At 60.9% G+C, this 19,343-nt stretch carries 18 protein-coding genes; 11 read left to right on the top strand and 7 right to left on the bottom strand.

Annotation, left to right across the window (positions count from 1 at the left end; genetic code table 11):
• The first annotated feature begins 351 nt into the window (after window positions 1-351).
• A complete protein-coding gene (locus ACSQ36_RS34200) occupies window positions 352-1,458 on the top strand; it encodes a porin (RefSeq protein WP_213765202.1) in 1,107 nt (368 codons plus the stop codon).
• 110 nt (window positions 1,459-1,568) lie between these two features.
• On the opposite strand, the gene ACSQ36_RS34195 is transcribed toward ACSQ36_RS34200, so the two are convergent.
• On the bottom strand, window positions 1,569-2,477 hold the full coding sequence (locus ACSQ36_RS34195) for an alpha/beta fold hydrolase (RefSeq protein ID WP_436185486.1): 909 nt from the start codon (window positions 2,475-2,477) through the stop codon (window positions 1,569-1,571).
• A gap of 83 nt (window positions 2,478-2,560) precedes the next feature.
• Between ACSQ36_RS34195 and ACSQ36_RS34190 the strand changes: the two genes are divergently transcribed.
• A complete protein-coding gene (locus ACSQ36_RS34190) occupies window positions 2,561-2,947 on the top strand; it encodes a MerR family transcriptional regulator (protein WP_436185485.1) in 387 nt (128 codons plus the stop codon).
• 97 nt (window positions 2,948-3,044) lie between these two features.
• Here ACSQ36_RS34190 and ACSQ36_RS34185 read toward each other — a convergent pair whose 3' ends face one another.
• Window positions 3,045-3,995, bottom strand: a complete 951-nt coding sequence (locus ACSQ36_RS34185) for a LysR substrate-binding domain-containing protein (RefSeq protein ID WP_213765201.1) — start codon at window positions 3,993-3,995, stop codon at window positions 3,045-3,047.
• A 365-nt stretch (window positions 3,996-4,360) separates the two neighbouring features.
• Here ACSQ36_RS34185 and ACSQ36_RS34180 point away from each other — a divergent pair, with 365 nt between their 5' ends.
• The 6 genes from ACSQ36_RS34180 (at window position 4,361) to ACSQ36_RS34155 (ending at window position 9,743) form a co-directional block, all read left to right on the top strand.
• Window positions 4,361-5,137, top strand: a complete 777-nt coding sequence (locus ACSQ36_RS34180) for an ABC transporter substrate-binding protein (protein ID WP_436185484.1) — start codon at window positions 4,361-4,363, stop codon at window positions 5,135-5,137.
• Window positions 5,138-5,178: 41 nt separating this feature from the next.
• On the top strand, window positions 5,179-6,015 hold the full coding sequence (locus tag ACSQ36_RS34175; RefSeq protein ID WP_436185483.1) for a phytanoyl-CoA dioxygenase family protein: 837 nt from the start codon (window positions 5,179-5,181) through the stop codon (window positions 6,013-6,015).
• Between the two features lie 312 nt (window positions 6,016-6,327).
• Window positions 6,328-6,795: a FecR family protein gene (locus tag ACSQ36_RS34170; protein WP_436185482.1), complete on the top strand. Its 468-nt coding sequence runs from the start codon at window positions 6,328-6,330 to the stop codon at window positions 6,793-6,795.
• Entirely contained in the window at window positions 6,792-7,409 is a 618-nt protein-coding gene (locus ACSQ36_RS34165; protein WP_436185481.1) for an OmpA family protein, read from the top strand. The genes ACSQ36_RS34170 and ACSQ36_RS34165 overlap by 4 nt, the downstream gene beginning before the upstream one ends.
• 38 nt (window positions 7,410-7,447) lie before the next feature.
• On the top strand, window positions 7,448-8,932 hold the full coding sequence (locus ACSQ36_RS34160; RefSeq protein ID WP_436185480.1) for a CHASE2 domain-containing protein: 1,485 nt from the start codon (window positions 7,448-7,450) through the stop codon (window positions 8,930-8,932).
• 508 nt (window positions 8,933-9,440) lie between these two features.
• The gene (locus ACSQ36_RS34155; RefSeq protein ID WP_436185479.1) at window positions 9,441-9,743 is read left to right on the top strand and encodes a DUF4148 domain-containing protein; all 303 of its coding nucleotides are present in this window, start codon (window positions 9,441-9,443) and stop codon (window positions 9,741-9,743) included.
• A gap of 185 nt (window positions 9,744-9,928) precedes the next feature.
• Here ACSQ36_RS34155 and katG read toward each other — a convergent pair whose 3' ends face one another.
• Window positions 9,929-12,103 (bottom strand): catalase/peroxidase HPI, encoded by a 2,175-nt coding sequence (gene katG, locus ACSQ36_RS34150; protein WP_436185478.1) that lies wholly within the window; start codon window positions 12,101-12,103, stop codon window positions 9,929-9,931.
• A gap of 327 nt (window positions 12,104-12,430) precedes the next feature.
• The gene (locus ACSQ36_RS34145; protein WP_436185477.1) at window positions 12,431-13,321 is read right to left on the bottom strand and encodes a LysR family transcriptional regulator; all 891 of its coding nucleotides are present in this window, start codon (window positions 13,319-13,321) and stop codon (window positions 12,431-12,433) included.
• A 128-nt stretch (window positions 13,322-13,449) separates the two neighbouring features.
• Between ACSQ36_RS34145 and ACSQ36_RS34140 the strand changes: the two genes are divergently transcribed.
• The 3 genes from ACSQ36_RS34140 to ACSQ36_RS34130 all read left to right on the top strand — a co-directional run bounded on the left by ACSQ36_RS34140 (window position 13,450) and on the right by ACSQ36_RS34130 (window position 15,676).
• Window positions 13,450-14,193: an SDR family oxidoreductase gene (locus ACSQ36_RS34140; RefSeq protein WP_436185476.1), complete on the top strand. Its 744-nt coding sequence runs from the start codon at window positions 13,450-13,452 to the stop codon at window positions 14,191-14,193.
• Between the two features lie 44 nt (window positions 14,194-14,237).
• Window positions 14,238-15,131: an SDR family oxidoreductase gene (locus tag ACSQ36_RS34135; protein WP_436185475.1), complete on the top strand. Its 894-nt coding sequence runs from the start codon at window positions 14,238-14,240 to the stop codon at window positions 15,129-15,131.
• 107 nt (window positions 15,132-15,238) lie between these two features.
• Window positions 15,239-15,676 (top strand): hypothetical protein, encoded by a 438-nt coding sequence (locus ACSQ36_RS34130; RefSeq protein ID WP_436185474.1) that lies wholly within the window; start codon window positions 15,239-15,241, stop codon window positions 15,674-15,676.
• Here ACSQ36_RS34130 and ACSQ36_RS34125 read toward each other — a convergent pair.
• From ACSQ36_RS34125 to ACSQ36_RS34115, 3 genes are all read right to left on the bottom strand, one after another.
• Window positions 15,673-17,217, bottom strand: coding sequence for a methyl-accepting chemotaxis protein (locus ACSQ36_RS34125; RefSeq protein ID WP_213765294.1), 1,545 nt, complete (start codon window positions 17,215-17,217; stop codon window positions 15,673-15,675). The genes ACSQ36_RS34130 and ACSQ36_RS34125 overlap by 4 nt on opposite strands.
• 289 nt (window positions 17,218-17,506) lie before the next feature.
• Window positions 17,507-18,685: a diguanylate cyclase gene (locus tag ACSQ36_RS34120; RefSeq protein ID WP_436185473.1), complete on the bottom strand. Its 1,179-nt coding sequence runs from the start codon at window positions 18,683-18,685 to the stop codon at window positions 17,507-17,509.
• Window positions 18,645-19,238 carry a hypothetical protein gene (locus ACSQ36_RS34115; RefSeq protein ID WP_255631430.1) on the bottom strand — a complete coding sequence of 198 codons (594 nt, stop codon included), beginning with the start codon at window positions 19,236-19,238 and terminating at the stop codon, window positions 18,645-18,647. The genes ACSQ36_RS34120 and ACSQ36_RS34115 overlap by 41 nt, the downstream gene beginning before the upstream one ends.
• Between the last annotated feature and the right edge of the window lie 105 nt (window positions 19,239-19,343).

The following is a 19,343-nucleotide window of genomic DNA, read 5'->3' as shown; positions in this document are numbered from 1 at the left end:
ATCGCGACCGCGCAGACAACCTCATAAAGATTCGGGCGCACGACGCAAGTCCGTGCGCTAACAGCGCATTTTAACGGCGACCGGAAACAGTAGCTTTGAGATCAATGTCAATTGGTGCTGCGATGCGTCAGATGCCTATGGGTGATTCCATGGCTGCAGGACGAAACGGTATTCAAGAGCGTTCCAGTAAATGTCAATCGGATGTTGTGAACGGGAGACACAACATTCGAAAACAGATCCCGATTTAATTTGAAGGAAATATTATCGCGCTTGCGATCAAAAATCGCGCATGAACTGCTGGCGTTACATACACCGTCAGTTGGCCCAACAAATCAATAGGGGAGACACTCTGTGAAGAAAACTACCAGCGCAATCGGTGCAATCGGCGGCGCGCTGCTCGCCATCGCTGCTCAGTCCGCTTTCGCGCAAAGCTCGGTCACGCTATATGGCATCGTCGACACAAGCGTCCGCTATCTCACCAACGCCGATGCAAACAACAACAGCCAGGTAGCGATGGGCGTCGGCCCGATCACCGGCAGTCGTTGGGGCTTGAAGGGATCTGAGGATCTGGGCGGTGGTTTGTCCGCGGTATTCCGGCTGGAGGACGGCTTCAACCTCTGGAACGGCCAGTTTGCGAGCGCGAATACGCTCTTCAACCGGATGGCTTATGTCGGGCTATCGAGTAACCAGTATGGCACCGTCACCGTGGGTCGCCAGAACACGCCGCTGTTCGATCAGTTAGGGAACGTCTACGACCCGCTGACCGTAGGTAACTACGATCAGGACGGCTGGTTGCCCGGCGCACTTGGCTACGGCCTGCGCCAGAACAACTCCGTCAAATACAACGGCCAGTTCGGCGGCCTGAATGTTGAAGCCATGTACGGCTTCGGCAACGTGGCCGGCAGCACTGGCGCGAGCAACATGTACGGCGTGACTGCTTCGTACACCTACAGCGGCTTGTCGCTGGATGCGGGCTTCCAGCAGAACAGCGACATACACAACAACAAGTTCAACGTTGTCAACGTGAGCGCGGTCTATGCATTCAGCACGGTCAAGACCTTTGCGGGCTGGCTGCATTCGCAGGACAACACCGGCATGGTCGACATCTTCATGTCGGCTGCAAACTCGCCGGCGGCCAACTTCGCGGCGCCCGTGACAAATACCAACCGCATTGACGATGGCTTCTACACAGGCGCCACGTGGCAGGTCACCCCGCCGTTGCTGCTGACCGCGGCGGCCTACTACGACCACTCACGCAATGCGCTGGACGCGGACGGAACCACACTTAGCCGCGGCGTGCGCTACTCAGGCGTGCTGCTTGCCGAATACTCGCTGTCCAAGCGGACAGAAGTGTATGGCACGGTCGACTTCATCCGTGGCACCGGCGCGGCGCAAGCAGACTTTCCGGGACGCAACAACCAGACCGGCGTTGCAATCGGTCTTCGCAACATATTCTGATGTGAGCTGCCCGGTTTGCCGCCGGGCATGACACTTCCGAACCAACGGCGCGCACTTAACGGTGCGCGCCGTTTTTTGCGCCATGAATGCCACTTTTCGCGGTTGTCCACTCAGCGCGGCGAAGCGGTATCGACAAAAGCTGACAGGTCGCGATTAAAGCGATCCGGCTCCTCGATGAACGGCGCATGCCCCGAATTTGCGTACAGCTTGCTCTGTATCCGCGGATCCAGTTCCGACGCACGGGCAATCGCGGGCTTGGCCTTCACGAGCGCATCTTGCGCGCCATAGATCAACAAAACGGGTACCTGGGCGCGGCTTAAACCCTCGGATGCCGGGACGGTCATCGACTGAACCGCGCTCTGCATGTCCCACGAGGCCAAGGCGGCATTGGCGAGCAGACGCTCGAACGTGGACCTGTCGGGCTGCGTGTGGAAACACAGGCTAACGAAAACGCGCTCGGCATCAAGGTGCGTTTTCAAGTCCGATGAATTCATGTCTCGATACACCGCCGGATGAGCCACTATCTGGTCCGGCTTCAACTCGATCACGCCATCCACATATACGGCGCCGGCAATGCGGCTATCCCCATACGCCGCCAGATAGTTCGATATGACGGCGCCGCCCAGCGACCACCCGACAAGAACAGGTTTCTGCGCATGCGACGACTCGATGACCGTTGCGAGATCGTCCGCCCAACGACGCCCATCGCTATAGGCATTGGCGTCCGTTGGTTTGGCCGACAGGCCGTGGCCGCGCATGTCATAGGTAATGATGCGGTAGCGCTGAAGCTCGCGGCTTTTCAACTGCGCGTCCCAGTTCAGGTGGCTGCCGAGCAGTCCGTGAATGAAAACGATAGCGGGTCCATCCGAGCTTCCCGATTCCTGCACGGCCAGCGTGACGCCGTCCGGTGCGGTGACGGTATAGCTTTTTGTATCGGCGATTGCGGCGGGTGACGCTGCAAATAAGGTACCCATGACGATCAGGGCGGAGAGCGCGTAACGAAGAATGCGGCGGGGCATGAACAGTACTCCAGGGTCGATGAGATCCCAGTCTCAACCCTTACACTGATGTGAGGGTCAAGCAAAAAGTGTTATTCTTTTTCATGACCCAAGCCATCACGCAAGACCTGCTGACCATTGGCGAACTCGCCCGCGGGACCGGTGCGAGCGTGCGCTCGATCCGTCACTACGACGAACACGGTCTGCTCACGTCAATCCGCGCCAGCAATGGCTACCGGACGTTTCCGATTGCGGCTGTCACGCAGGTCAGGCAGATCCAGCGCATGATCGCGACGGGCTTTAGCCTGGCTGATATCCGTGCTTTTCCCGACTGCATGCGCATGATCGAAGGCGCGAGTTCGTGCTCCGAAACCACCGACGCGCAGCGCAAACGGCTGGCCTCCATCGAGCGCCAGATAGCGGACCTTGAACGCCGTCGCGCACGTCTGCGCAAGACGCTGGTCGAGGGAATCGTTCCGCCTTTGGACTAGTTTGCGGGGAGCTGATTGAGCGTGACGATGTATCTGCGAATGGCCGGCCGAAGCGGACAGTCGACCTGCAAACCATTCGCAAATTGCCGGCACGCCATCAGATCAACAGTTCGACTGACTGCAGCACGTGGCGTGTTTCCGGCAAACTCGATTCGCATCCCTCGCGAATCGTTTCGATCATGCATTCTATAAAGCATTCGGCTGCGGCGCTCGCGGGATGACCGCTGCGCGAGATGACGCTGACCATTGCGTCGTCCAGTTGCTCGCGCAACGGAATGGCGCACAGGCCTTCCTTGGCCGCACTGACCTCGACGAGCGGCCACGGGAATACGCTGACCATGTCGGTCTTTTTGAGCAACGCAATGGCAATCGAAAGAGAATGCGTCAGATGAATCTTTCGCGGCACGGGTACGTTGTATCGGGTGAACATGTTGTCTACGAGCGCATTTTCGCTCAACGGATCCCACGTCAACACCCAGTCCAGATCGCTGAGATCCGCCAATGAATGGCAATTCGCTCGCGGATGTCCCTCGCGAGCAACGAGCGCGCAAGTCGACGAAAACAATGGCCGATACTGAAATTCAACACCGAACGCCCCAGGCTCCGGTCGGCCGATAAAGAAGTCGAGGCTGCCGTCGCGCAGGCGCGGATTGGCTATCGACAACAATCCCTCGAAGAATTCCAGGCGGATATCGGGCATGCGCTCGCAAAAGCGCGTGACCGTGTCCGCCAGGAACGTCATGGCGATCCACGGGGTGACCGCTACGGTGAGCTTGCCCTGCGTGGCGCCCCGCAGGGCGTTCATGGCTTCCTGGGCGCGGGTCATCTGTCCGTAGATCAATCGGGCGTGAACGAGGAGCGCCTGGCCGCTCTCCGTGAGCGTGACGCCTGACGACGTGCGCACCACCAGCGACATCTGCACCGTTTCCTCAAGTTGGCGCAGGCTCTTGGTGATAGCCGCCGGGGAGGCTTTCAAAACGCGCGCCGCGCCGCGCACGCCGCCTGCTTCGGCAATGGCGATAAGCGTGCGGATTTGATGAAGTTTCATACGCCCTCAATGATAAAAGACGGGTTTGCGCGGGGTGTTCACCTCTGGTTGCCATGTTCACGATTCTAGCTCTCCCGTCCCGTTTTCTGTCGCGCTACGGTAGCGTCACCCGATCAAGTTCCAACGCTCACCACGGACTTACGAGAATGACTGCTTCCATCGACATGCTCGCCAGCCGCGCCGAACTGATCCAGCCGCGTCTCGCACCCATGGGTATCCGGTGTTGGCGAAGCATCCGTGTGGCACATTCGTGTTCGCGCTGCGGGGGATGATCGTCTCGCGCAACGCTGCACCGCTCGACATCGCATAGAACGCAAGCCGGATCACCGACCGCTCAAATTGATTCAACTCCGACGGGGAACTCCATGAAACACGTAACGCTTTCAGCCTTTTGCGCACTGGCGATGTTGCCCCTTGCTGTTCTTGCACAGGACAAAGACGCCATTCGCTTCGGCGTTGATCCCAGCTATCCGCCGTTCGAGTCGAAGGCGCCCGATGGAACGTTCACGGGTTTCGATATCGACCTGGGCAACGCGATCTGCGCGCAGCTCCATCAGAAATGCGTGTGGGTCGAGCAGAACTTCGACGGCATGATCCCGGCGCTCAAGGCGCGCAAGTTCGACGCCATACTCTCCGCGATGTCGGCTACGCCGGCGCGGCGTCAGCAGATTGACTTCAGCCACCGTCTTTACAGCAGCAGCTCGGCCTTGATTGCGCGCGCGGGCTCGAATCTTCAACCTACCGCGCAGGCGTTGCAGGGTAAACGCGTGGGAGTTGTGCAGGGATCGACACAGGAGAGCTATGCGAATGCGGAGTGGGCGCCGAAGAATGTGACGGTGGTGTCGTATCAGACGCAGGATCTGATCTATCAGGACCTCGTGACGAATCGTCTCGATGCAGCATTTCAGGCCGCCGTGCAAGCTGACTTCGGCTTTCTGAAGACGCCGCAAGGCAAGGGCTTCGCACTGGTGGGCAAGCCGGTGGGGGACAGCCGCGTAGCGGGCGATGTCGCCATTGGCATACGAAAGGGCGACACGCCGATGGAAACGCAGATCAACCAGGCCATTGCCGCGATACGTCAGGACGGTGTGTATCAAAAGGTGGCTGCAAAGTACTTCAATTTCGATATTTACGGCGATTGAGCGTCAGGACTCAGCCCATTTTTTCTCGTAGGGAGTCACGCATGTTGGAGACTATAACCGCCCGTCTTGAGCGGGCCGTCACGCCGCAATTGGTGGAAGACTTTCACCGCGATGGCGCGGTTTGTATCCGCCAGATATTCACGCAGGAAGAAGTCGCCTTGTTGCGTGGCGGTATCGATAGCAACCTGCAAGCGCCTGGTCCGCGTGCGAAGGTTGCCAGCCGTCCCGACGATCCGGGCTGGTTCTTCGAAGACTTCTGTAATTGGCAGGAGAACGACGCGTATCGCCAGTTTATTTTTCATTCGGCGGCCCCCGCGGTTGCCGCGGCGCTGTTGGGGAGCGAGACGATACGGCTTTACCACGATCATCTGCTGGTGAAGGAGCCGAATACCCGGCAGCGTACGCCTTGGCATCAGGACCAGCCTTACTACAACATCACTGGCCGCGATAACGTCAGCATGTGGATTCCAGTCGATCCTGTCTCGCAGGAATCGAGGCTGGAGTTTGTTGCGGGGTCGCATCTTGGGCCGTGGCTGATGCCGCGTACGTTCATGGACAATCAGGCGAAGTGGTTTCCAGAGGGCAGTCTGGCAGACCTGCCGGATATTGAAGCTGACCGGGGGGCGTATCCGATCATTGGGTGGGCGCTGGAACCGGGGGATATGGTGTGTTTCAACATGCTGACGCTGCATGCGTCTGGCGGTGTGAGTGGCCAGACACGGCGGCGTGCGTTCTCGATCCGCTTTATTGGAGACGATGTTCGGCATGCGCCGCGACGTTGGCGTACTTCGCCGGAATTTCCGGGTCTCGCGCAGACGCTGCCAGAAGGCGCGACGATGGAGCACCCGCTTTTCCCTGTTGTCTGGCCTGCAGCGTAGTGGGGTGATAGCGCTGGTGCGCGGTGAAGTGGCAGCCGCAAACCGGCTACTCCAAAGAAGTGTCTGGTGGCAATATGCGCGGAAGCGCACAGAGTCATTTGGCTTGGAGGCCATACTCTGTTCGATACCGCACAAAGTCTTCACCTGATTTCCACGAGCAGTATTTCTGCAGGTCCTTCATAAGCCCCAACTTTACGAGCAGCCGGGGAAATGATCCCCCGCCACACCGGGTCGACATGGGGGAGCCACGCTGCCTCGCGCAAAGCAGCGCATAGGTACGTTCAAGCACGTTCAAGCAATCAGGTGCCACCGATGCGTCTCCAAGCCATCAAATATGCCTTGATTCTTGCCTGCGGGTTCATGGCTGTCACCGATGCACTTGCCGCCGATGCTGCCGGCGTCGTCAAGACCCTCAAGGGCACGGTGCAGATCGAGCGGGCGGGAGCAAGTTCGGGCGCGTCCATCGGCAGCGAGGTTTACGGTAGCGATCGGATAGTGACCGGCCCGGAATCCTCAGTGGGTATCACGCTGCGTGACGATACCCAGCTCTCGGCCGGCGCCAATTCCATCCTCGACCTCAACAAATTCGCCTTCAATACCACGACCCATGAAGGGGTGCTCGACGCCACGATCAAACGCGGCTCCCTTTCAGTGATTTCCGGAAAGCTGGCAAAGGCGAATCCGGATGCCGTCCGTTTCAGCACGCCAACGACCACGCTGGGCGTACGCGGCACTGCATTTATCATCGAGGTTGGCGGGAACGGGGAGCGTGCCCGGTGAAGGCCGTCATCCGGCGTCACGGGCAGGCAGTTGCTGCGGCATTCGTCACGCTGGCTTTCCTGTCCGGATGCAGCACGCCGCCGGACAAGATTATTTTATTGCCAGATCCGGAGGGCAAGGTCGGAGCAGTCATTGTCCACAGCGCCACGGGAGAGCAAACAATCAACAAGGCTTACGCCGGGGTCGATGTCACCCAGGGCGGCGCCATCGAAAAAACGATGGATAGCCAATCCGTGGTGGAGACACGATATGCCGAGCTACTGGCGGCCCGGCCTCCGCGGCCCATGACATTTACGATTTTCTTTCTCTTCGACTCTGCCACCGACCTGGCTCCGGAGTCGTTCGCCACGGTTAAACAGCTAAAAGCGGTCCTGGCTACCTGGCCTGCGCCACAGCTCGTGGTAGTCGGTCACACAGATCTGGCGGGCTCGCAGGAATTCGACGACAACCTGTCCAGGCGGCGAGCGCAGACTGTTGCAGCGTTCCTGAGCAAGCAAGGCATTCCCGCCCAACAGATAGAGACCGCTGCCCGGGGCAAGCGCGAGCCACTGGTCCACACCGCAGATGGCGTTCCCAACCACATGAACCGGCGCGTCGTCATTACCATCCAATGATCCGCGTCAGTCATCGACGGTGAACGGCCTTTCCCCTGATGAAACGCTACTACGACCTATGGCTAGCCAGGATCAGGAATCTGCTTAAGGCGGCCCAGGGGCGTCCGGTTGCACTGGCGATGTTGTTCGGCCTGAGCCTCGTCAACCTGTCCAGCGAATGGCCTGGCGACATAGCACGTCCGGCCTTCGTGGCCGCGCTTGACGAGGCGCTTCCTGATTCCTTTAAAACGGCCCGGCAACTCCTGTTCGACCAGTATCAACGTCGGTTCCCGCGAATTCCGGCTGCTCAGCCCGTGACCATTGTCGAGATTGACGATGAGACGCTGGCAACCGTCGGTCAATGGCCCTGGCCGCGGAATCGGCTCGCGAGCCTGATCGATGCCATTGCGGCACTGAAACCACTGGCTATCGGTCTCGACATCTACATGCCGGAGCCGGATCAGACCTCTCCCGACAAGGTGGCCGGCAATCTGCCGAAAACGGCTGCGGCTCTCGCCGCCGGCTTGCGGGCGCTTCCCAGTCACGAAGCCATTCTCGCCAGTTCGTTGCGCGCGGCGCCGACCATACTGGGTGCTGCGGCACTCGATCATCCCACCTTCGCCGCCAGCACCGATCTGCGAAGCGCTCCCATTCTCGTGCATGGCACCGACCCGCTGGGCCGCGTGCAACGGTTCGACTATGTGCTCGCCAGCCTGCCGGAATTGCAGGCGGCGGCTCACGGACAGGCGATGCTGAGCGTGGCGCTGGAACAAGGCGTCGTCCGGCATATTCCCCTCATCATGGGCTTGGGGGAGAAACTGGTCCCCAGTCTGCCGATGGAAATGCTCCGCCTCGCCACGGGTTCATCGGCAATCGACGTCTATGCCGACACGTCGGGCGTGCAGGCGGTGGGTGTCGCGGATGTGCAGGCGCCTACGCAGCCGGGCGGTGACATCTGGTTGCATTTCGCGTCCATTCGGTCGACGCTGAATCGCTATGTGTCGGCACGCGACGTCCTGCAGGGAACAGTCGATCCGGAACGGTTCCGGAACAAACTGGTGCTGGTCGGACTGACCGGCACCGGCGTGACTGACATGCGCACGACCGCGTTGGGGGAACTGGTGCCGGGTATCGAGATTCAAGCGCAGGTGATAGAGACTATTGTCGAGGGACGTTTCCTGCGCCGGCCCGCCTGGCTGAAATGGGCAGAAAGCGCTTTCATCATGGCGTTCGGTTTACTGATCATCTGGTACGCGCCCCGCACGCAATCGCGGTTTGCGGTGTTCATAAGAACGGTCCCCAAGGGTTCCGCCATTCTGGGCGTCTTGCTGCATCTGCTGAATCTTTTATGCTGCTTCTTTATTTTTATTCGTTTCGGACTGCTGGTTGATGCAGCCTCGATTTTCATCATCCTGTCCGCAGTCGTGGGCTGCTTCTTTGCACCCGCGTTGCTCCACGTCGGCGAACGAACCGGGGCTGAAACGCCGCCCGCCACGGGGCGCGAAGGCGATAGCGGGCACACCGGTAAGGCGCCGGGACCTTGAGGTAGCGGTCGAGCGAATGGTCGTGCAACTTGAAAGTTGCCGTTGTCTTCGCGCCGCATCGAAGGTCCGACGCGGATCGGCGAGACTCATTCGATTTTCTCGTCAACCGACATTCGCAGCGGCGCAGATTCGGGCACGTGAACGGTGGCAAAGGCCGATGACCCGCCGATAGTCGATGTGAAGTAAAGGCCGGTTCGTCGAGCTAAGCAGGCAGCGAATGGAATCGCGTTAGTCGCCGGACTGCCAATCAGTGACTGACCTCGCCGGGCACGTCATCGTATTGACCACGGCGCAGTAGCTTCACGCGCTGCAAGATGCGATCGTGGGCTATATTGTCGGCAATTTAGGGGCGCTGTCGAAGGCCGCAACTGGCCGGTCGTCGACCCTTGCCTGCAATCACAGGCTCGCGAAGGCGGAGGGGTGGGAAGCGCCTCGGCTCGACACCCCAGCCTGCGGCCGGGAATAAACCATGCGTGATAAGCGTTGCTTCATTGGAGGGAAACGCAAAATGACGAACGCAAACAGGGCTTGGCCGATGCTTCCCGCGTTGGTGCTCCTGCTCGCTGCATGTGCCACAGGGGGCATGCAGGCAGGCACGGGGACACACCTTAGCGCCGCGGAATGCCGCGATCTGACCGAGATCAAGAACAAGGCGCCCGTTACGCACGAGCGCAATATGAGTGAACTGGCGGCCTTGGAAAAAGCGGGCTACCATCCGGGATGGTTTTTTGATCCTTACTACCCAGCCGATCTTGAGGCCGCGCAGCATCAGGTCGATATCTGGTACGAGACCGAGTGCCCGCAAACATAGCCCGGTTGCGTAAGTACTGGTACTGGCCCCACGGCGTGTGCGCCCACGCGGCGCCGCATTCGACGGCCGCTCTTCGAGTTAGTCCCGCCATTCAGTAGCGGACAGGTAGACACGATAGATCAGATACCACCGGGATCTATCCGGCCCTGGCGAACGGCTCGCCAGGGCCGAACACAAGCCAGGACTCAGGCCAGATCAAAGCGATCCAGATTCATCACCTTTGTCCAGGCCGCGACGAAATCCTCGACGAACTTCTGCTTCGCATCGCTGCTCGCATAGACCTCGGCCAGCGCGCGCAGCACGGCGTTGGAGCCGAACACCAGGTCGACGCGGGTGCCGGTGTACTTCACTTCGCCACTCTTGCGGTCACGTCCCTCGAACAACTCGGCGGCGGCATCGACAGCCTTCCATGCGGTACCCATGTCCAGCAGGTTGACGAAGAAGTCGTTGCTGAGCACGCCGACGCGCTCGGTGAACACGCCGTGACGGCTGCCGTCGAAGTTGGCTCCAAGCACACGCAGTCCACCGACCAACACGGTCAGTTCCGGCGCGGTCAGCGTCAACTGCTGGGCCTTGTCGATCAACAGCGTCTCGGTCGTGGGACCGCCCTGCAAGCGGCGGTAGTTGCGCAAGCCATCGGCGATCGGTTCGAGCACGGCCACCGATTCGACATCGGTCTGGTCCTGGCGCGCATCGACCCGGCCCGCCGCGAACGGCACGTCGATCTTGACGCCCGCCGCAGCGACTGCCTGCTCGATGCCGACTACGCCCGCCAGCACGATCACGTCGGCCAGCGACGCCTTGCCGGACGCCTGCTGGATGGCCTGCAGCTTCGGTAGCACGCCGGCGGCGATCTTGTTGACTTCCCAGTCCTTCTGTGGCGCCAGCGCGAGCCGCGCTCCGTTGGCCCCGCCGCGCTTGTCGCCGCCGCGGAAGGTCGAAGCCGAGGCCCACGCGACCGAGACCAGCTCGCTGACCGACAGGCCAGACTCGGCGAGCTTTGCCTTCAGGTCGGCGATGTCGGCGGCGCTCGGGTTGTGAACGGGTGCCGGCAGCGGGTCTTGCCAGATCAGGTCTTCTTTCGGCACTTCCGGGCCGAGGTAGCGCGCCTTCGGACCCATGTCGCGGTGGGTCAGCTTGAACCACGCGCGCGCGAACGCTTCATTGAAGGCTTGCGGATCGTTGAGGAAGCGGCGCGAAATCTTCTCGAATTCCGGGTCGTAGCGCAGCGTCAGGTCGGTGACCAGCATCGTCGGCTTGCGCTTTTTCGACGGGTCGAACGGATCGGGGATGATGTCCGGCGCGTCCTTGGCCTCGAACTGGATAGCGCCGGCGGGGCTGTGCGTCTGCACCCATTCGTACTTGAACAGGTTCTCGAAAAAGTGGTTGCTCCACTGGGTCGGCGTCTGGGTCCAGATCACTTCGAGGCCCGACGTGATCGCATCCGCGCCGGCACCCTTGCCGTAACTGCTGGCCCAGCCGAGACCTTGTGCTTCGAGCGACGCGGCTTCCGGGTTGTCGCCCACCTGCTCAGCCGAACCGGCACCGTGGGTTTTGCCAAGTGTGTGGCCGCCGGCGATCAGCGCGACGATTTCCTCATCGTTCATCGCCATGTTGCCGAACGTTGCACGGATGGCGGGCGCAGCCGTCACCGGATCGCCACTGGCGTTCGGGCCTTCGGGATTGACGTAGATCAGGCCCATCTCGGTGGCGGACAGCGGGTTCTGCGCCAGGGTTTCGGGGTTACGGTGGACCAGCCAGGTCTTTTCATCGCCCCAGTTCACGTCGAGGTCCGGTTCCCACACGTCCTCGCGGCCGGCGCCGAAACCGAATGTGCGGAAGCTCGCGTTCTCCAGCGCCACGTTGCCGGCCAGCACGATCAGATCGGCCCAGGATATCTTCTGCCCATACTTTTGCTTGATCGGCCAGAGCAGGCGGCGCGCCTTGTCGAGGCTGACGTTGTCCGGCCAGGAGTTGAGCGGAGCGAAGCGTTGCTGCCCGCGACCCGCACCGCCACGGCCATCGACCATCCGATAGGTGCCGGCGCTATGCCAGGCCATGCGGATGAACAGGCCCGCGTAGCTGCCCCAGTCGGCCGGCCACCATTCCTGCGAATCTTTCAGCACCGTCTTGAGGTCAGCCTTGAGTGCGGTGTAGTCGAGTTTCTTGAACTCTTCGCGATAGTTGAAGCGTTCGCCCAGGGGGGTGGAGCGGTTGGAATGCTGATTCAGCAGATCCACGCGCAGCTGGGTGGGCCACCAGTCGCGGTTTCCGGTGCCGCCGCCGGCGGCCTGCTTCGGGGCGCCGTGGAACGGGCATTTGGCGGCTTCAGGTGTGGGGGTGTCGATTGGCGTGCTCATACGGACTCCGTTCGTCTTTTTGGCGGATAGTTACGATACCAGTTTGCGATGACAACTCTCAATCGAATGTACCAATATGTCCGATAGCGTCGGTGAGGACCGAGCGCGACCGCTACGACAGGTCATGGCGACAGGCGGTGGCGTTGCTGGAATTGGCGGCGGCGCGCATGCCGAGCGTGCTGAAGCCGTTCGTGCTGCATACCCCCGCATACCGCGCTGTCGGATTTCTACGTGGAATAGCAGCTCAACGTGGCCACCGCGCGTCCGGCGGTCTACATCCCATGGAAGAGGTGCGCTTGCGCGATCGTTCGAATCCAATCAACCCCTTCAACCCGCCGCTTCAAAAATCTCCCGGACCCATTGCGCAAACACCCGGACTCTCGCCGATAACTGCCGGTTCTGCGGATACAAAACCGAAACGGGCATAGGGGGCGGCGGAAACGCATCAAGCACGACTTTCAACGTCCCCGCCGATAATTCCCCCATCACCCGATACCGCGGCACTTGGACCAGTCCCAATCCCGCGACTGCTGACCCCGTGTATAAATCCGCGCCGGTGACCGACACCACCGCGGCAAGCTGAATCTCGATCACGTGGCCATCGACGGAAAATTCCATGGGCAACACCCGCCCCGATCCACTCGACAGATAGTTAACCGCCCGATGCGCGCCCAGCGCCTCAAGCGTCTCCGGCTCCCCGAACTGCTGGAGATAAGCGGGACTCGCCACCGTCACCTGCTCCATCAGCGCGACGCGGCGTCCGACCATCGACGAATCCTGGAGCGTTCCGGCGCGCAGCACGCAGTCGATACCCTCGCGCACCAGATCCACCAGCCGGTCGTCCTCGCCAATCTGCAATTCGATATCCGGATACTGCGCGATGAAATCAGGCAGCGCCGGCACCACGAAATGCCGCGCAAGCGTCCCCTGCAAATTCACGCGCAGCAGACCCTTCGGCGCGACATTGCGGAACGATCCCTCTGCTTCCTCCATGTCCGCGACCAGCCGCACGCAGCGCCGGTAGAACGCCTCGCCGTCGTGCGTGAGTCGCACCGTGCGCGTCGTGCGCTCAAGCAGCCGCGTCCCAAGCCGTTCCTCCATGCGCTTGAGCAGGTTGGTGACGGTGGCGCGCGGTATCTGCAGGTCGTCGGCGGCCTGCGTAAAGCTGCTCCGCTCCGCGATACGAATAAACACCTGCATTTCCTGAAATCGATCCATGGGCGACTCGCGAGCGTCGATTGTTGAAGTAAATGGAACGATATTACCAAATTCAAAGTAATTATCAATCAATGTGAATGATCGATACTTCATTCCACGCACTCACCACCCACCCAAAGGAGCGAATCATGAGCACAGTCAAGAACAGCCAGGTAGCCATTGTCACGGGCGCATCGCGCGGTATTGGCGCAGCAGTGGCGCGGCGTCTCGCCAACGACGGTTTTGCAGTAGTCGTCAACTACGCATCGAGTTCGAAAGAAGCTGACGCGCTCGTCGCGGAACTCGCCACGCAGGGCACGAAAGCGATCGCGATCAAGGCCGACGTAGCGAACGCCGACGAAGTCCGCGCCATGTTCGACACGACCGAGCAGCAACTCGGCAAGGTCGATGTACTGGTGAACAACGCCGGCGTGCTGAAGACGGTCCCGCTGGCCGAAACCTCCGACGCGCTTTACGAGCAGACCTTCGGCATCAACGTTCGCGGCACCTTCAACACGCTGCGCGAAGCGGCGGCGCGGATGAACGACGGCGGCCGCATCATCAATTTTTCGAGCACGACGCTCGCCCTGAACATGCCCGGCTACGCCGTCTACAACGCGACGAAAGCGGCCGTTGAAGCGTTCACGCATGTGTTCGCGAAGGAATTGCGCGGCCGCAACATCACGGTGAACGCCGTGGCGCCGGGCCCGATCGCGACGTCGCTTTTCCTCGATGGCAAGACCGACGAACAGATCCAGACCTTCGCCAAGATGCCGCCGCTGCAACGCCTTGGGCAGCCCGAAGACATCGCGTCGGTCGTTTCATTCCTTGCCGGTCCGGATGCTGGCTGGGTCAACGGACAGATCCTGCGTGCCAATGGCGGTATTGCTTAATAAACTGAGAACATTAGCTTAGCTAAACGTTTTGGAGAATCATCATGAAATCAGTCATTTTGGTAACGGGCGCAGGCACGGGTATCGGCAAGTTGAGCGCGTTGGCGCTGGCCGAAGCGGGGCACGTTGTGTACGCGACCATGCGCGATGTGGAGGGCCGCAATCGCGGTCGTGCCGATGAACTGCGTGCCGTATCGGCGGAAAAGGGGATCACGTTGATTCCGCTGGAACTCGATGTCCTCTCGCAGGATTCCGCCGATGCCGCCGCCGCGGCCATCGTCCACGAGCAGGGCAGGATTGACGTGGTGATGCAGAACGCGGGGCATCTGGTGGTCGGCCCGTCGGAAGCGTTCACGCCGGAAGAAATGATGAAGGTGTTCGACACCAATCTGTTCGGCGCGCAGCGCGTCAACCGTGCGGTGCTGCCTTATATGCGCAAGCAGGAATCCGGGCTGGTGCTGTGGATCAGCAGCACGACGACCAAGGGTGGTTTCCCGCCGTTCATGGGCCCTTATGGCGCGGCCAAGGCAGCCATGGATTCGCTCGCGGTCACATTAGCTTATGAACTTGCACGCTTTGGCGTGGAGACATCGATTGTCGTGCCGGGCGCATTCACCAGCGGCACCGACCACTTCCCGAGCGCAGGCAAACCAGCGGACACGGCCACGGCCGCAGCCTACGCCCGATACGACGGCGTGATGGATCAGATCGGCGAGCGCTTGACTTCTCTGACACCGCCCGACGCCGATCCCCGTGCGGTCGCGGATGAAGTCGTGCGCATTGTCGGGCTTACGAAAGGCACGCGGCCGATGCGCTCGGTGATCGATTTTGTCGGCGACGGCGCGGCGCAGGTGCTGGAGGTGTCCGAGCGGGTGCGGATTGAATTCGCGAAGCGCATCGGCATGGGCGATCTGCTTGAGGCGAAGGCGTCACGATGATCAGGGTGACAAGGGCCGGCCGTATTGTTCGCGGCGCCTGGCTTGGGCTTCTTATGCTGACCGCTGCGTGCGGTCAGCAGGGCCACGCGGAACCGGAGGGCAAGACCATGAAAGCATCGACGACGTATTTGTATCTGCTCAGGAAGACGCCGTTTTTTACGGGGCTCAATACTGAACAGTTGCGCTGGACCATCGATCACTCGCGCGAGTGGGAAGCGGAGGCGGGCACGGTGGTCGCGGATTGTTCAGTGGCGGATAAGAGCGATGACTTCTGGATCCTGCTCGATGGCCGCTGGCACGTGGAACGTGACAGCCACACCTACCCGGCGGGTCATGCCGATGCGGGCAAGTGGTTCAGCGCATCGGAGACTTCGGGGAGTTGCCGGTTGGTCACAACTGAGCACAGCTACGTGATGAAAATCACCCGCGTCGATATGAACGACATGTTGAGCCGCGGATTCGCTTTTGAATCGCACCTGGCGCAAGGGCGTGCTTATTACCGCACGGTGTTTGCGGTGGCTGAGGTAGCAGGTGAAACTCCCTAAACCCGAAACACCGCCACCGCGACATCCAGCTTTTCCGCTTGCTGCTCAAGCGACGCCGCAGCCGCAGCCGCTTCCTCCACCAGCGCCGCATTTTGCTGTGTCACCTCGTCCATCTGCGCGACCGCGCGGTTGATCTGTTCAATGCCGCCGGTCTGCTCATTCGATGCCGCGCTGATCTCGCTGATGATGTCCGACACCCGCTTCACCGCCGCGACCACTTCGCTCATGGTCTGGCCGGCTTGTCCCGCCAGCACGTTGCCGGCCTGCACCTTGTCCGCCGATGCATTGATCAACTCCTTGATCTCTTTCGCGGCTCCGGCGCTGCGTTGCGCGAGGTTGCGCACTTCGGCCGCGACCACCGCAAAACCGCGCCCTTGTTCACCCGCGCGCGCAGCTTCCACCGCCGCGTTGAGCGCGAGAATATTCGTCTGGAACGCAATCCCTTCGATCACCCCGATGATGTCCGCAATCCGCGTCGAACTCGTCGCGATGTCGTCCATCGTATGAACGACTTTGCCCACGACGGTGCCGCCACGCACCGCTGTTGCCGATGCATCGACGGCCAGTTCGCTCGCTTGCCGCGCGTTGTCGGCGTTCTGGCGGACGGTGGCTGTCAACTGCTCCATGCTCGATGCCGTTTGCTGCAACGATGCCGCCTGTTCTTCCGTGCGTTGCGACAAATCGATATTGCCCGCCGCAATCTCACGCGCGCCGTGCGAGATCGCGCCCGTGCCGCCGCGCACCTGTTGCACCGTCCCTACAAGCCCCTGCTGCATCTTGCCGAGCGCCGCAAACAAGCGGCCCATTTCGTTGTCGCGCGAGGCATCGATACTCGCCGTCAGATCGCCCGCGGCAATCTGTTCGAAGTGGTGAATTGCCGACTCAATCGGCTTCATCACCGCTGCGCTCAACGCAGCTCGCGCGATGAACCCCAGCACCAGCGCCAACGCCGCGACAATCACGGCTGCGGTCGCCATCATGTGGAACTGAGCCTGTGCCTGCGCATAACGGTCTTGCTGATGCGCGATCTGGAATGCTTCCAGCGCGGACATCGCGTGATCGTAGGTAGCGTATAAACCGTCCGCCGTCTGCACCTGGAGCGTGCGGAACGTCGTGAAGTCGTTCTGCGCGAGGGCATCGAATTCGAGGTTGAGCGCCTTCGCGATCAACGCGTCGCGGGCGGTCCTGGCGGCTTGCACCAGCGGCTCTTCCTGGCGGTCGCGCGGCTTGGCGAGGTACGCGTCGAACTCGGTATCGCTTGCTTTCAGCGTCTTGCGCGCGTTGGGCAGCAAGTCGTCGCCAGCCTTGCCGAGCATGAACAGCGTCTCGAAGCTGCCGAGCGCAAGACGCACTTGCAGCAGCCGTTGCGAACTCGTCTTGAGATGCGTGATGGCGACGGTATCGGTGGCGACCATCTGTTCCAGCGCCTGGTTGCTCTGGCGCAGGCACGCAGCGGCTGCAAGCAGCACTGCCACGAGCGCGAGCGTGTAACCGGCGATGGTAATCGTGAGTCCACGGCGAATCGTAAAGTTCTTGAGCATGGTCTGGGTCGCGGCGAACACGGCACGCGTGGGTTTCCTCGGTTGGGTCTTTGGCCGGTATCGTTTAGTTTTCTTGAATAAACAGCGGACGATGCCGGTTTTTACTCAGGCGAGCCAAGCTGATCGCCAGAACGGGCAGGCTAGTCGATAGCGCTCGTTACGCGATTCTCATGCAGGGCACGCGACAAGCGCCATCGGGAAATGTGCGCCTTCAGATTCTGCGTGTTCCTGCCGATAAGCGGGGGATGCCGCGCGCGAAGTGCGGAGCGTTGGCATCAAGCGATGCTACTCAGCTCACCCGTGTCGCGAACGCGTAGCCGTTCTTGCCGTTGCGCTTTACCTGGTACATGGTTGCGTCGGCGGCGGCAACGAGCTGATGGTAGTCCCTGATCGGATTCGGAAAGCTCGCTATGCCGACGCTGGCGCGGACAAATCCAATGCCCATCTGCTCGTCCGTCTGAAGCACGCAGTCGATCAGGCGCTGTGCAATCGCTTCTAATTCGGCATTGGTCGAAAACTCGCGGACCAGCACAACGAACTCGTCGCCGCCAAAGCGGGCGACCACATCAACCAGACGCACAGTCTTGCGAAAGCGCTTTGAAACGGCAATCAGAAATTCATCGCCGACGCGATGGCCGAGCGAATCGTTGACCTGCTTGAACCCGTCCAGGTCGATATAAATCACGGCAATTTTGGGGAGCGTCGGATTGCCCGCTGAGCTCGATAAGCCCGCTGCTGTTTCCGCCAGCGTGGCGAACAATTTCCGCCGGTTGGGCAGGCCGGTCATTGCGTCGTGCAGCGCTGCATGCTCGAACTTGTGCGACTCGCCCGCCAGTTGGCGCGTGCGCTTTGCATACATACCCAAAGCGGTGATCAGCGCGCCGAATACACATGCCGACAACACGATCAACGTACTCGCCACGCGCGTTATGCGGGTGCGTGCGTCGGCGCTGTCGTTGTTGCGCTGCGCTCGCCAGTACACGGATTCCACGGCGAGCAGCGCGTCGGTATCGTCGAGATTGGCGTCGGGCAACAGGGCGGATTGAGGGACGCGTGGTGCCGCCGACGGGCTCGCGTTCACCAGCGCCGCGAGCGACGCGATGCGGGCGGCGAGATCAATTCGCGCACGCCGATAGTCGTCGGGTTGTTCCGGGTGTCCCGGGTGTTTCGATTGTCCCGATCTCGCGATGCTGTCGTCGGCTTGTTGTTGCCAGACGCGGACCAGGTTGCGGGCGCTTTCCGCCCGTTCGATGCCTTCGAGAACGAGCCCGCTGTATTCCTGCTTCAGCTGGTCCGAGAAGATCGTCCGGATTTGTAAGGCAAGGAACAGCAGACCTATCAGCAGGCAGAGGAAGGAAACGCAGGCGATCGTAGCCGGACCTGGCCTGAAACGCATCGGTTGGACAGGTTTGTAAGCCCGCTGCCGCTCACGGATGGGCGTAGATATCTCGCTGGCTTTCGGTGCCATGCTGCCGGTAGCTTACGCGATGAAAAAATGAACTCATGCGGGTGAACAGGTTGCCGTTGGACTTGGCGCGCGACATCGCACGGCGGTGTTCCACGTTTGCAGAGCAACTCGCTCGAAGAGGGCGGGTGACAGCGAGCTTGGGCGCGGCCGAGTCGGAAGGCACTGTGCGGCGATTGAACTGAGTGGCGGACACGGGCGCGATCAGATCGGCGCTGGCGACGGTGACCGGACGAGAAGGAGCCAGGGGCGACGCGACGAAACCGGATGAGGCCGTTGGTTGCACCAACGGAGTCGCTTCTGGCGCCGGTTCCACGATCCAGAGCGTCTGCCGCGCGTGTTCCATGGCTTCGGCGTAGGCGTGCTGATCCTGATTGAACCAGACACCATACGCGACCGTACCCATGATTCCGATTGCCAGCGCGCTTGCCGAGGCAATCCAGAGCGCAAGCCGTCCGAATCTTACGGGCGGTTGTGCAAACGCCGGGTCGGCGTCAAGGCTGAAGTCCGTATCGGTTCTGTCGGTCTCCGATGGCAACTCGGTATGCTTGGACATCACAATACTCTCCGGTCATTTCGTCCGATTTTTTGACGAAATTAGTTCATACGATTGCGCAGAATTTTGGGGGTAAAACTGCTTAAAGAATGTACCTCCGTTGGG

This window comes from Caballeronia sp. LjRoot34 (assembly GCF_964253815.1).
GTDB lineage: Bacteria > Pseudomonadota > Gammaproteobacteria > Burkholderiales > Burkholderiaceae > Caballeronia.
This window is presented reverse-complemented; position numbering and strand designations above follow the sequence as displayed.

What these genes read in the sequence shown, in the direction of transcription:
- ACSQ36_RS34160 (WP_436185480.1), top strand. Translation starts at nt 7,448, where the DNA reads ATGAAACGCTACTACGACCTATGGCTAGCCAGGATCAGGAATCTGCTT.
- ACSQ36_RS34120 (WP_436185473.1), bottom strand. Translation starts at nt 18,685, where the DNA reads ATGGCACCGAAAGCCAGCGAGATATCTACGCCCATCCGTGAGCGGCAG.
- ACSQ36_RS34185 (WP_213765201.1), bottom strand. Translation starts at nt 3,995, where the DNA reads ATGAAACTTCATCAAATCCGCACGCTTATCGCCATTGCCGAAGCAGGC.
- ACSQ36_RS34125 (WP_213765294.1), bottom strand. Translation starts at nt 17,217, where the DNA reads ATGCTCAAGAACTTTACGATTCGCCGTGGACTCACGATTACCATCGCC.
- ACSQ36_RS34195 (WP_436185486.1), bottom strand. Translation starts at nt 2,477, where the DNA reads ATGCCCCGCCGCATTCTTCGTTACGCGCTCTCCGCCCTGATCGTCATG.
- ACSQ36_RS34115 (WP_255631430.1), bottom strand. Translation starts at nt 19,238, where the DNA reads ATGTCCAAGCATACCGAGTTGCCATCGGAGACCGACAGAACCGATACG.
- ACSQ36_RS34145 (WP_436185477.1), bottom strand. Translation starts at nt 13,321, where the DNA reads ATGGATCGATTTCAGGAAATGCAGGTGTTTATTCGTATCGCGGAGCGG.
- ACSQ36_RS34190 (WP_436185485.1), top strand. Translation starts at nt 2,561, where the DNA reads ATGACCCAAGCCATCACGCAAGACCTGCTGACCATTGGCGAACTCGCC.
- ACSQ36_RS34130 (WP_436185474.1), top strand. Translation starts at nt 15,239, where the DNA reads ATGAAAGCATCGACGACGTATTTGTATCTGCTCAGGAAGACGCCGTTT.
- ACSQ36_RS34180 (WP_436185484.1), top strand. Translation starts at nt 4,361, where the DNA reads ATGAAACACGTAACGCTTTCAGCCTTTTGCGCACTGGCGATGTTGCCC.
- ACSQ36_RS34175 (WP_436185483.1), top strand. Translation starts at nt 5,179, where the DNA reads ATGTTGGAGACTATAACCGCCCGTCTTGAGCGGGCCGTCACGCCGCAA.
- ACSQ36_RS34135 (WP_436185475.1), top strand. Translation starts at nt 14,238, where the DNA reads ATGAAATCAGTCATTTTGGTAACGGGCGCAGGCACGGGTATCGGCAAG.
- ACSQ36_RS34170 (WP_436185482.1), top strand. Translation starts at nt 6,328, where the DNA reads ATGCGTCTCCAAGCCATCAAATATGCCTTGATTCTTGCCTGCGGGTTC.
- ACSQ36_RS34155 (WP_436185479.1), top strand. Translation starts at nt 9,441, where the DNA reads ATGACGAACGCAAACAGGGCTTGGCCGATGCTTCCCGCGTTGGTGCTC.
- ACSQ36_RS34140 (WP_436185476.1), top strand. Translation starts at nt 13,450, where the DNA reads ATGAGCACAGTCAAGAACAGCCAGGTAGCCATTGTCACGGGCGCATCG.
- katG (WP_436185478.1), bottom strand. Translation starts at nt 12,103, where the DNA reads ATGAGCACGCCAATCGACACCCCCACACCTGAAGCCGCCAAATGCCCG.